Source organism: Nocardia testacea NBRC 100365, from assembly GCF_000308775.1.
GTDB lineage: Bacteria > Actinomycetota > Actinomycetes > Mycobacteriales > Mycobacteriaceae > Nocardia > Nocardia testacea.
In genome coordinates this window covers 1-11,436 of the sequence record NZ_BAGJ01000154.1, presented here as the reverse complement: position 1 = coordinate 11,436, position 11,436 = coordinate 1, and the positions used below count along the sequence as shown (strand labels likewise).

The following is an 11,436-nucleotide window of genomic DNA, read 5'->3' as shown; positions in this document are numbered from 1 at the left end:
CCCAGAAGGAAACGGCCGAAGAGCGCTGGATGGAACTCGCCGACCAGGTATGAGTGCCCCGGGGGTCAGTGGTTCTGGGCCGCCGGGCCGTTCTCCCCGGTGATCGGGAGGCTGGCCTGGACGAACTCACCGCCGAACGGGGTGAGCGCGATACCGCGGTGCTGGAGTTTGCCGCGGCCACCGGCCTGTTTCAGCAGTTCGATCGCGGGTGCCTGGGCTTCCAGCAGTTGATATCGCTCGGGTGTGCCCACCGGTTCGGACAGCAGCTCGATCAGGCCGATCCGGCGCAGATTGGCCAGGTAACGCTGGACCCGGTCGGGATGGCGCAGGCCGGCGTGCTCGCCGATCATGCTGACCCCGATCTCGGCCGTAGCGGATATCTGTTCCGCCTTACGCGAACCACGCCGGGCGCGACGTCCGCCGCGGACGGTGACCGCCGGTTGTGGCCCGTCGAGGCGTAGCAGGCGCAGGATGCGGGCCTCGTCGGAGGTGAGTTCGGCGAGAATGCGGGCGAAGGCCGGATGACCCTCGTCGGCGGCCCGGGGGCTGGCGGCCAGGCGTAACAGCGCGGCCCCCTGTTCGCGCAGTGACCGTTCGGTCGGGTTGTCGAGAGCCGACGGTTCCGCCGCCGCGACACCCAGCGCCCGGCGCAGCGCCTCCTGCGCCTGCGCGACGGCCTCGGTGCGGATCTGGGCCGGCGGAAGACCGGCCATACTGCCCCGCACCACCGTCTCGGTGATATCGAGGGCGGTGTGCACGCCCCAGCGGGTGGTGCCCGATACCGCCGAGGCCGCGACCCGCGCGACTCCGCTCACCGCGCGCACCGTCGCGGCGGGGCCACCCGGCCGCCCGCTCTCGCCGGCCCGGTCGCTACCGTCGCGCCGTTCCGGTTCACCGCTGTCCCGCGTTTCCCGTTTCACAGCCATGTTGTCGCCACCCCCGTTCCGAAGACCAGGATATGCGCGTATCCGGCGAACAGTCCGAGCACGCCGCCGTGCACGAACAGCAACCATTCGTCCTGTTTGATCGCCGCCCGCAGCATATCGACGAAATCGCCTGGCGACAGTTCGGACATCTGCTTGGAGATATAGGCGCCGATCTGTTTGCCCTGGCGCGCGTTGAAGTCCTCGTCGGCGAAGGCGATCGGGGCGATGGCCATCGCCTCGGAGGTCAGGGTCTCGGTCAGGGTCCGGTAGTCGCGACTGCCGAGGACCAGCTTCACCGCGCCGCGGGCCGGCCCCAGGGCCCGGTCGGCGGCGGGTCGCAGGGTGTCCTCCAGCATCTGCAGGGTGCGGTCGGATTTCGGGCCGTTCAGCAGTTCGTCGCCGATATTGGCCACCGTCATGACCTGGGTCGAGACCAGTTCGGCGTATCCGGTCGTGATCTCGTCCTGGCGTTTGATCAGCAGACCCTGCCGCCACGGGCACCACCATTTCGGTTCGGCGGGCGCGAAGATCATGTTCAGGCCGACCCAGTTGACGACCCAGCCGATGATCACCCCGCCGATGGGCAGCACCGCCAGCGTGGACCAGCCGGTGAGATGCAGTATCGCCACCAGCACCACGCCCATCGGGGCGCCGAAGTAGAGACCGAAATTCTGCATGAACCGCAATTCCTTGGCGCCGAGCACCTGGAACAACTGATTGAGCAGCTGCGGCCGCGCCTGGAAATAACGAATGACCATCTGTTTGACATCGAGCAGCTGATCGATGTTCGCGCCGAGTTCGGTGGTGAGTTCGCGCAGGATATCCGGCAGTTGCCGGCGCACTCTTTCGTGTACTGCCTCCCGGACCTGGGTGGGCAGGTTGTACCAGAGCTGCGGATGTTCGCGACGCAGGATCGTCTCGACGATATCGCGGATCTGGGTCTCGGCTGTCCCCGCCAGATGCTCGGCGAGGGCGTCGGGTTCCAGCTCCCGGTAGAAATCGGTGACACTGCCCAGTTTCGAAAGGCCTTTGTCCACCGCGATACTGGCCATCTTGTCGGCCCGCGAGGGGACGATGCCCTGCCAGCCGAAGCGGCCGTCATGGCTGAGCAGCGGCAGGATCTGGATCCGCTTGGGCAGGTACGGGTACAGATACCGCAGGCCGGGTACCCGCACACCGTGAAATGCGATCGGCCGGAACAGCATCAGCACACCGGTCCAGTTGGTGACGTAACCGATGACTCCGGTGAACAGAGGAATGGTCAGCAATTCCAGGAGGATCGTCGGGTGCACCCCGAATACACTCTCCAACACGACACACCCTCCTGCTCCGGTGATCGCCGCCTCACCGGGACCCTCAAATTAGCACCACCACCGGACGACGACCGCGCCGCGGCGGACGTCCCGGCGGCAACGCGTTCGGGCCCGGCACATCAGTGTCCCAGACGAGAGCCGGATTCATGGTCCGGCGGCGAGTGATCGCGATGAATGGGCAATAATCGGTGAGCGGATTCGTTCATCTGGCGATATCGGAGTAGACGTGGCAGACGACAGGACCGGACAGGAGATCCCCCGGACCGGTTCCCGTGCCGTGCAGCGCAGCGGGTCCCCGGGTGCCGTGCGGGCGTCGGGGATCGCGCGCCCTCCGTCGCCGAACGGTGGGCGCGCTTCCGCCGCGGACGTCGAGCGCCGGCCCCCGTCGAGTGTCGAACGCAGCGCCGACGCCGAACAGCGGCAGATCAGCAACGAGGCCCGTCTCATCCGCGGGGTGTTCCGGGCGGCCGGTCTGGCGGCGGGCAGCGTGGTGCGCGGCGGCCAATGGGCGGTCAACACTTCCTACGAGATGACCCGGGAGATCACCCAGGCCGCCCTGGACGGGGAATCCTCGGCCGAGATCGCCGAGCGCACCGGTAACGCCCTTCGGTCCATCGCGCGCAATGCCCTCGGCGTCACCGAGGGGTCGGTACGCGAGATCGTCAGCTACGTTCCCACCGGGCAGACTCCGCCCCAGCAGACCGTGGCGGTCGGTTCCTACCTGCGTTCGGCCAGTGTCGCCGAATTGCGCCGCCGTGGGGACGCCCTGCTGGCCCGGTCCGCCGATGTGTACTTCACCGAAGAGGTGCATCCGGCCTACGACCGGATCCTCGACGAGCTGGCCCCCGACGAAGCCCGCATCCTGCGCTATATGGCCCTCAACGGGCCGCAGCCGACGGTGGATGTGCGCACCAACCGTCCGCTGGGTATCGGTTCGGAGTTGATCGCGGGAGGGCTGACCTCGGTGCCGGAGCAGGCCGGGGTGCGGTACATGGACCGCGCGCGCTCGTACCTGATCAACCTGAGCCGCCTGGGCCTGACCCATAATTCCGAGGATCCGGTGGTGCTGAGTCGCTATATGGTGCTCGAGGTCCAGCCGATCGTCGAGGCGGCGCTGAAAAAAGCGGGTCGCGCACCGAAAATCGTCCGCAAAAGCTTGCGTCTGACCGAGTTCGGAGAAGATTTCTGCCGGACCTGCTTCACCATCGGCAACGGCGAACGGCCCTGATATCCGGCCCTGGGTAAACCGGCCACTACCTGGTCTTTTCTGTATCGGTTATCTGTGCGCGGAGCCTGTGATACCGCCGACGCAGGATAGCAATCCGATACAGATCTGAATTACCTCCCAATTTGTCCATTTCAGGTGGGATGGTGGAGAGATGGACCAGGGCGAGGAGCGCAACGATCCCGGGCCGCGCCCGGGTGGTTTTCCGCGGCGGCCGGGCCAGAGCAGCGACACGATGGCCTTCTCCGGCGCCGCACTGGCGGCCGCGCTGGGGGCCGGAATCGACGTGTCGCTGCCCCCGCGGCTCGAGCCCGAAGGGGACGTGCCGCTGACGATGGGGCCGATGCGGCCCGGTGAAGAACCTGGGGTGAGCGCTGTGACGACCGACGACGTGCTGGCGATACAGCGCCTGAAATACCGGTATCTGCGCGACCTGGACACCAAACTCTGGGACGACCTCGCGGAGACGCTTGTCCCCGAGGCCACGGCCACCTACAGCGAGTACCTGCAGTTCGAATCCCGGGAAGCATTTCTCACATTTCTGCGGAATACGCTCGGCCCGCACGTCATCACCGAACATCATTGCGATCATCCCGAGATCGACGTCGATGGAGACAGGGCCACCGGAATCTGGTACCTGTCCGATACCGCGCTGATCCCGGAAAACAATATGCTGCTGCGCGGCTCCGCCTTCTACAACGACGAATATGTGCGTTGTGATGACGGCCGCTGGCGGATCGCGCACACCGGATACGAGCGCACCTACGAAGTGGTGCTCTCGCTCAGCGATCTGCCCAGCCTGCGGCTGACCGCCAACCGTTGGGGTCTGACCCAGCAGGCCACCGGGGTCGAAGAGGTCGAGCGGGTCCCGCGTGACTACCCGGAGGCCAGTGCGCCGCGAGGTAACGGCGAGGTCGACACCGACCGCGAATATCCGGGTCCTGAGGGCCGGGCGGCCGGCTGAGCCCACTCAGTCGGCAGCGGCGACCAGCGGTTCGAGGGTGAGGTCGGGCATCTCCTTCTGGATGTACTGCAACCGCCATTTATCGCTGAACACGGCCAGGATCGCGCCGTCGCTGCGGGTGAACACCTCCACGCCGCGCTGGCGGTCGAGCTCGGGTGCCGATTCGGCGTCGGTGCGGCGCGCGATCGTATAGGCGAGATGGTCGAGCTGGGTCTCGACGCCGAACTCACCCTGCATACGTGCCGTCACCACCTCGAACTGCATGGGACCGACCGCCGCGAGGACCGGCGAGGCGTCGCCGCGTGAATCATTGCGCAGGACCTGCACCACGCCCTCGGAATCGAGCTGGTCGATGGCCTTGCGGAACTGCTTGTACTTACCCGCGCTCTGCGCCCGCAGCGCGGCGAAATGTTCCGGCGCGAACGACGGGATGGGTGGGAACTCGACCTTCTTGTCCACGAACAGCGTGTGACCGGGGGCCAGCGCGGTCGCGTTCACCAGGCCCACCACATCACCGGGGTAGGCGGTGTCCACGGTGGCGCGTTCCCGGCCGAACACGGTGAGCGCGTATTTGGTCGCGAACGGACGACCGGTCTGGGCGTGGGTGACGACCATGCCGCGTTCGAACTCACCCGACACGATCCGCATGAACGCCAGCCGGTCGCGGTGGGCGGTATCCATACCGGCCTGCACCTTGAACACCACCGCGCTGAACGGATCCGCGGGCTGCCGCGGGGTGCCGTCCACGGCGGCCCGGGAGCCGGGCGCGGGCGCGAGCGCGACCAGGGTCTCCAGCAACTGCCGGACACCGAAGTTGAGCATGGCCGAGGCGTAGATCACCGGGGAGGTCTGCCCGGCGAGGAAGAGTTCCTGGTCGTGGTCCTGGCCGGTGGCCGAGAGCAGCTCGCTCTCCTCCGCGGCGGTACTCCACGGCTCGCCCTCCCGGGCCTCGGCGGCCTCGGGGGTGAGCGATTCCTCGGGCGCGATCGTCGCGCCGCCGGCGGTACGGGTGAAATGGATGTATTCGGCGGGGACGCCGTCGGGCCCGCGCCGCAGCAGACCCCGGAAATCGCCGGCGATACCGACCGGGAGGAACAGCGGGGTCGGCGTGAGGCCGATCCGTTCGTCGATTTCGTCGAGCAGTTCCAGCGGGGCGCGGCCCGGCCGGTCCCATTTGTTGATGACGGTGATGACCGGGATCCCGCGGTGCCGGCACACCTGGAAGAGTTTCAACGTCTGCGGTTCCAGGCCCTTGGCCGCGTCGATCAGCATCACCGCGGCGTCGACCGCGGTCAGCACGCGGTAGGTGTCCTCGGAGAAATCGGAGTGACCGGGGGTGTCGACGAGATTGATCACATTGTCGATCTCGGAGCCGGCGGCCCGGTAGTTGAACTGCAGCGCGGTGGAGCTCACCGAGATACCGCGCGCCTTCTCCATCTCCATCCAGTCCGATACCGTCGATTTACGTCCGGCCTTGCCGTGGATGGCGCCCGCCTCGGCGATCTTGCGCGCGTGCAGCGCGAGAGCTTCGGTGAGCGTCGATTTACCCGCGTCGGGGTGGGAGATCACGGCGAAAGTGCGGCGCCGCGACACCTCGGCGGCCAATCCGCGCGCAGCGGGTGCGACGGAGCCCTCGGGGGAGGCGGTCAACGGAAACAACCTTTCGGACGATCGGGACAACCTGTCCAGGCTACGTGACGGTGCTGACCAGGCGTCGACGTGCCGCCCAATACCCGATTCAGGAGTTATGCGGCGACTGAGTTACAGTATTCGGGTTGTCTCGGCGAGGGTTCGCATTTCTGCGGCACCGTGATCGACGCGGCGCGGCTTCCGGCCGCCTCCGATCGGTCCTCGCCTGACGAGCAGACCAACCGACCAGGGGCGCGATTACCCTGGCACCGCCCACCAGCCCGGTAGAGCCGTAGGAGTTATCCAGTCATGTCCGACGTCAACCTTCTCGAAGCGAAGATCCGCACCGAGTTCGGCAAGGGCGCAGCGCGCCGTACCCGCCGCGCGGGCAATGTGCCCGCCGTGCTGTACGGGCACCAGTCGGACCCCCAGCACCTGTCGCTGGACGCGCTGTCCTTCGCGGCCATCCTGCGCCAGCACGGCAGCAACGCGGTGCTGAACCTGAACATCGAGGGCAAGAAGCAGCTCGCGCTGACCAAGTCGGTCGTGGTGCACCCCATCCACCGCTACATCGAGCACGCCGACCTGCTGATCGTCCAGCGCGGCGAAGAGGTCACCGCCGATGTGCCGGTCACCCTCACCGGTGAGGCCGGCCCCGGCACCCTGGTCACCCAGGAGGCCACCACGATCTCGGTATCGGCCGAGGCCCTCAATATCCCCGAGTCGATCGAGGTCTCCATCGCCGGCGCCGAGGTCGGCACCCAGATCACCGCGGGTGCCATCGCGCTGCCCAAGGGCGTCGGCCTGGCCGGTGACCCGGAAGCGCTCATCGTGAACATCGTCGAGCCCCGCGCCGCCGAGCCGGAGCCCGAGACCGAGGCCGCCGAGGGCGAGAGCGCCGAATAAAGAACCGGCCCCTTTTCGATGGCCGATACCGCGCCGGCGCTCGTCGTCGGCCTGGGCAATCCGGGTCCCGCCTATGAGCGCACCCGGCACAATGTGGGCTTCCTGGTCGCCGACTCGCTCGCGCAGCGGGTCGGCGGCCGGTTCACCGCCCACAAGAAATCAGGCGCCGATCTGCTGCAGGCCCGCCTGGACGGACGCCAGGTACTGATCGCGAAACCGCGGTCCTATATGAACCTGTCCGGCCGGCCGGTGGCGGCGCTGGCCCGGTTCTTCTCGGTTCCGCCCACCGAGGTCGTGGTGATCCACGACGAGCTGGATATCCCGTTCGGCGAGATCCGGCTCAAACGCGGCGGCGGTGAGGGCGGGCACAACGGCCTGCGGTCGGTATCCGGGGCCCTCACCAGCAAGGACTATCTGCGGACCCGGATCGGTATCGGACGCCCGCCCGGCCGGCAGGACCCGGCCGATTATGTGTTGAAGCCCTTTTCGTCGGTCGAGCGCAAAGAGCTCCCGACCGTGGTGGAGCAGGCCGCCGACGCGGTGGAACTGCTGCTGCGGGTGGGGCTGGAAGCCGCGCAGAATCAGCTGCACTGAGCGACGGTGGCCCGAGGCCGGGACAGTACGGACACCGTCGGCAGCCTCGACCTGCGAACTTGTACTCGAACAGGCGACTGCGGATGCAGACCGTCTTGCCGAAGACCCCGCCGACCGGCGGAGATGCTGGCGATCCAGCGCTTCATGGGTGTGGCGTGACCTTTCGTGGTGCGATCTACGACATCAAAGCCGTACCGGGTACCCGTGGGCACGAACGGCAGGGCCGACGCTGTGCCGTGATCATCCGATCCGACGGGTTTCCCGCGAGTACCGTCATCATGGCGCTCACTTCGACCAGTGCCGGACCGGCGATCTACCGGCCCGAGATCGAGATAGACGGTACCCGGACACGAATACTCGCCGATCAGATCTACACGGTCGCTCCGGAACGGCTCGGTGATTTCCGGGGCAGCCTCGAGGGTGATGAACTCACCGAACTGGATCGGGCGCTGATGTTGAAGCTCGGATTGTTCTGAGTTGTTCACCCGGTCTCAGACACGGGCGGCGAGGACGAGGGCGAAGCGGTTGTCGGGGTCGGTCCACGCGTGCTCGGTGGCGAAACCGGCGCCACGCAGTTCGCCGTCGAGCGCGGGGAGCCGGAACTTCGCGGAGATCTCGGTGCGTATCTGCTCGCCCCGGGCGAAACGCGCGGTGAAACCGAGATCGGTGACCGTGACCTCCATGTCCCGGGTGGCTTCCAGCCGCATCTCGATCCATTCGTTGGCGTCATTCCAGTGCGCGATATGGCGGAAGGCATCCGGGTCGAAATCGGCGCGCAGCCGGGAATTGAGCACCCGCAGCACATTGCGATTGAATTCCGCGGTGATACCGGCGGCATCGTCGTAGGCGGGGACCATGATTTCCGGATCCACCACCAGCCCGGCGCCCAGCAGCAATTGTTCGCCCGGTTCGAGGACATCGTGGATACCGGTGAGGAATTCGGCGCGTTCCTCGGGAACCATATTGCCGATGGTCCCGCCCAGGAAGGCGATCATCCGGCGTCCGCCGCGCGGCAGCGTACCCAGGGTGTCGGTGAAATCACTGACCACCCCGTGGACCGCCAGGCCGGGGAACTCCGCGGCCACCTCATCTGCCGAAGCCCGGAGGGCGGTGGCCGAGACATCCTGCGGGACATAGGTTTTGAGTGGCCCCTCCGAAGTGAGGGCGTTCAGCAGGATACGGGTCTTGGCCGCCGAACCCGACCCCAGTTCGACCAGGACCTCCGCCTGCGCGGTGCGGGCGATCGCCGGGGCGACCGATTCCAGCAGTGCCCGCTCGGTCCGGGTCGGGTAGTACTCCGGCAGAGCGGTGATCTGCTCGAACAGCTCACTGCCGCGGGCATCGTAGAACCATTTCGGCGGCAGCCATTTCGGGCTGTCGGTGAGGCCGCGGCGTGCGTCGGCGCGCAGCGCCTCGGTCAGGTCGGCGTCGGTGAGATGGACTTCCACGATGGGCTGGGTCATAGTGGCAGGCTTTCGGTCGCGGTGGATCGGCCGAGGTCGAGGGTTTCGACGCTCAGCTCGCCGGGTTCGGCACGGACGAGACTCCGGTCCGGCAGCTGCTGCCACCGGCTGTCGTCGTCGTAGGGTTCGGAGGACAGCACGGCGAAATCGTCGCCGACCAGCGCGTACAGCGAGTGGTAGCACGTCGTGGCCCACACTGCCGCGCCATTGCCGAGCAGCAGGTTCACCCGCGCGTCGGGTGCGTGGTGCAGTACGCCGGTGACCAGCAGACGCAGTGCCGTTTCGGGGGTTTCGGCCAGGCCGGCCGGGGGTTCGGGGTCGAGCAACCGGCGCAGCAGCACCCACAGGGCGGCGGAATCGGTCAGCGCCTCGGCCTCGAGGAGATGGCTGGTCTCGTAGCGGCGGGTCATCCCGGCCCGGGTCGCGGCCACATCGAGATCGGACAGCACCGCGGTGAGCACCGAACGCCACCCCGGCACCACCCCGTTGTGGCTGAACGCCCATTCCTCCCAGAGAAACGGCGCGCACGCCGCGCGTTCCACCGGCATGCCGACCGTGGCCGAGCGGACCGATCCGAGGACGGCATGCGATGTCAGCTGCGGTAGCACCTCGTCCACCGCGGGATCGGTCCAGATCGGATCGGCGTTGCGGTAGCGGGTCGCCGACGCGGCACCCGGACTCCACCACGCGACCCCGAAGCCGTCGGCGTTGATCGTGCCGCCGCCGCGCATCTCACGGGGCGCCCACGCCTGGGTGCGCAGCGAATGCGAGCCGCGGGTCAGCACCTCGCCCACCGGCACCGGGGCGCCCACATAGCCGATATGCCGGCACATCAGGCCTCTTCCGGGCCCACGGTGCGGGCCAGCCGGAAACCGGAGAAGATCTGACGGCGGATCGGATGATCCCAATTGCGGAAGGTGCCCCGGCACGCCACCGGATCGGTACCGAAGGAGCCGCCGCGCAGCACCCGGTAGTCGCCGCCGAAGAACACCTCCGAGTACTCCCGGTACGGGAAGGCGCGGAAGCCGGGGTAGGGATGGAAACCCGAGGAGGTCCACTCCCAGACATCGCCGATCAGCTGGTGCACTCCGGCCGGTGAGGCGCCCGCGGGATAGGCGCCGATATCGGCCGGCTCCAGATGCCGCTGGCCCAGATTGGCGTGGCCGGGCCCCGGTTCGGCATCGCCCCAGGGGTAGGCGCGAGTGCGTCCGGTCTCCGGGTCGTAGCGCGCCGCTTTTTCCCACTCCGCCTCGGTGGGCAGTCGTTTACCGGCCCAGTTCGCGTAGGCCTCGGCCTCGAACCAGCACACGTGCACCACCGGCTGTTCCGGGCGCAGCGGGCGCAAGGCGCCGAACACCCGCCGCCACCATCGGCCGTCGGTATCGCGTTCCCAGAACTGCGGCGCCGTGAGCCCGGCCTCGTTCCGGTGCGCCCAGCCGCGCTCGGACCACAGTTCCCGCCGCTCGTAGCCGCCGTCGGCGATGAACGCGAGATACTGCGCGTTGCCGACGGGCGCCGCGTCGATCGCGAACGCGGGTACGTGTACCGGATGCGCCGGCCGTTCGTTGTCCAGCGCCCAGGGGTCGGTGGAGGTTCCCATCACGAATTCACCGGCCGGGATCACCACCTCACCGCCTACGACGGTGCGCGCGGTGGGCGGAGCCGGAGCGGTCAGGGCGGGCGCACCGGTGCGCAGCTGGTGGGTGGCGAGCATGGTCTCGTCGTGCTGCTGTTCGTGCTGGGCGATCATCCCGAACGCGAAACCGCCGGCGAGCAGCCGATTGCCCTGTAGCGGGCTGCGATCCAGCACATCCCATACCTTGTCGCGTACCGTGCCGACATAGCCGCGGGCCTCGTCGGGCCCCAGCAGCGGCAGCTGCGGCCGGTTCGGCCGCGCGTGCTTGAACGCGTCGTACAGTTCGTCGATATCGGGGCGCACCGGATCCCGGCCGCCGACATCACGGACCAGCCACAACTCCTCCTGACTGCCGATATGGGCCAGATCCCAGACCAGTGGGCTCATCAGCGGTGAATGCTGGGCGCGCAGTTCGGCTTCGTCCACGCAGTCGGTGAGCGCGGCGGTACGACGCCGGGCCCGGATGAGAGTGGCCGCGATGTGCTCGCGCAGGCGTTCGGTCTCGATGAGGTCGGCGTTCGGCCGGGTGAGGGTCACGATGGTGCTCCGCTCGTCGACGGGGTATCGGTGGGATCGGTGGTGGGCGCCGGTGCGGCGTTGTCAGCCATGGTGGGCCTCGTCCTGTGGTGCCCGCCCGGCCGCGCAGCGCTGGATGGCGGCGCGCAGCCGGGGGTCCGGACGGGAGCTGTGGGCGGCCGCGGCCTCCAGGACGGCGACGGCCGCTGCCCGCAGCTCCGGCTCGGCCAGGCCGTGCCGGGCGGCGTCGTGCCAGCGTCCGGC

11 protein-coding genes and 1 pseudogene are annotated in these 11,436 nt (G+C 68.0%); 5 read left to right on the top strand and 7 right to left on the bottom strand.

The window, feature by feature from the left end; translation table 11 throughout:
• Positions 1–65 precede the first annotated feature (65 nt).
• The gene (locus ON38_RS34265; protein ID WP_051165031.1) at positions 66–926 is read right to left on the bottom strand and encodes an Abi-alpha family protein; all 861 of its coding nucleotides are present in this window, start codon (positions 924–926) and stop codon (positions 66–68) included.
• Entirely contained in the window at positions 917–2,239 is a 1,323-nt protein-coding gene (locus ON38_RS21255) for a DUF445 domain-containing protein (protein WP_051165030.1), read from the bottom strand. The genes ON38_RS34265 and ON38_RS21255 overlap by 10 nt, the downstream gene beginning before the upstream one ends.
• A gap of 226 nt (positions 2,240–2,465) precedes the next feature.
• Between ON38_RS21255 and ON38_RS37590 the strand changes: the two genes are divergently transcribed.
• Both ON38_RS37590 and ON38_RS21245 read left to right on the top strand, forming a co-directional pair.
• A complete protein-coding gene (locus ON38_RS37590) occupies positions 2,466–3,467 on the top strand; it encodes a DUF4393 domain-containing protein (protein WP_245564142.1) in 1,002 nt (333 codons plus the stop codon).
• Positions 3,468–3,807: 340 nt separating this feature from the next.
• A complete protein-coding gene (locus tag ON38_RS21245; RefSeq protein ID WP_083872958.1) occupies positions 3,808–4,428 on the top strand; it encodes a nuclear transport factor 2 family protein in 621 nt (206 codons plus the stop codon).
• Between the two features lie 6 nt (positions 4,429–4,434).
• Here the strand turns inward: ON38_RS21245 and ON38_RS21240 are convergent, their stop codons facing one another.
• Positions 4,435–6,078, bottom strand: coding sequence for a peptide chain release factor 3 (locus ON38_RS21240; protein WP_039826685.1), 1,644 nt, complete (start codon positions 6,076–6,078; stop codon positions 4,435–4,437).
• A gap of 288 nt (positions 6,079–6,366) precedes the next feature.
• On the opposite strand from ON38_RS21240, the gene ON38_RS21235 reads away from it, so the two are divergent.
• The 3 genes from ON38_RS21235 (at position 6,367) to ON38_RS21225 (ending at position 8,033) form a co-directional block, all read left to right on the top strand.
• A complete protein-coding gene (locus tag ON38_RS21235; RefSeq protein ID WP_039826684.1) occupies positions 6,367–6,963 on the top strand; it encodes a 50S ribosomal protein L25/general stress protein Ctc in 597 nt (198 codons plus the stop codon).
• An 18-nt stretch (positions 6,964–6,981) separates the two neighbouring features.
• Positions 6,982–7,557, top strand: coding sequence for an aminoacyl-tRNA hydrolase (gene pth / locus ON38_RS21230; protein ID WP_039826683.1), 576 nt, complete (start codon positions 6,982–6,984; stop codon positions 7,555–7,557).
• A gap of 155 nt (positions 7,558–7,712) precedes the next feature.
• A complete protein-coding gene (locus tag ON38_RS21225; RefSeq protein ID WP_039826682.1) occupies positions 7,713–8,033 on the top strand; it encodes a type II toxin-antitoxin system PemK/MazF family toxin in 321 nt (106 codons plus the stop codon).
• A gap of 15 nt (positions 8,034–8,048) precedes the next feature.
• On the opposite strand, the gene egtD is transcribed toward ON38_RS21225, so the two are convergent.
• From egtD to ON38_RS21205, 4 genes and pseudogenes are all read right to left on the bottom strand, one after another.
• Positions 8,049–9,020: an L-histidine N(alpha)-methyltransferase gene (gene egtD / locus ON38_RS21220; RefSeq protein WP_039826681.1), complete on the bottom strand. Its 972-nt coding sequence runs from the start codon at positions 9,018–9,020 to the stop codon at positions 8,049–8,051.
• Entirely contained in the window at positions 9,017–9,853 is an 837-nt protein-coding gene (egtC, locus tag ON38_RS21215) for an ergothioneine biosynthesis protein EgtC (protein WP_039826680.1), read from the bottom strand. Before egtC ends, egtD begins: the two co-directional genes overlap by 4 nt.
• Positions 9,853–11,193 carry an ergothioneine biosynthesis protein EgtB gene (egtB, locus tag ON38_RS21210; RefSeq protein ID WP_051165029.1) on the bottom strand — a complete coding sequence of 447 codons (1,341 nt, stop codon included), beginning with the start codon at positions 11,191–11,193 and terminating at the stop codon, positions 9,853–9,855. The genes egtC and egtB overlap by 1 nt, the downstream gene beginning before the upstream one ends.
• 63 nt (positions 11,194–11,256) lie before the next feature.
• Positions 11,257–11,436 (bottom strand): annotated as a pseudogene (locus ON38_RS21205) (ergothioneine biosynthesis glutamate--cysteine ligase EgtA); the annotation flags it as partial.

Bases quoted from the DNA above. Each gene is read 5' to 3' on its own strand.
- pth (WP_039826683.1), top strand. From the start codon at position 6,982: ATGGCCGATACCGCGCCGGCGCTCGTCGTCGGCCTGGGCAATCCGGGT.
- egtC (WP_039826680.1), bottom strand. From the start codon at position 9,853: ATGTGCCGGCATATCGGCTATGTGGGCGCCCCGGTGCCGGTGGGCGAG.
- ON38_RS34265 (WP_051165031.1), bottom strand. From the start codon at position 926: ATGGCTGTGAAACGGGAAACGCGGGACAGCGGTGAACCGGAACGGCGC.
- ON38_RS21235 (WP_039826684.1), top strand. From the start codon at position 6,367: ATGTCCGACGTCAACCTTCTCGAAGCGAAGATCCGCACCGAGTTCGGC.
- egtD (WP_039826681.1), bottom strand. From the start codon at position 9,020: ATGACCCAGCCCATCGTGGAAGTCCATCTCACCGACGCCGACCTGACC.
- ON38_RS21245 (WP_083872958.1), top strand. From the start codon at position 3,808: ATGCGGCCCGGTGAAGAACCTGGGGTGAGCGCTGTGACGACCGACGAC.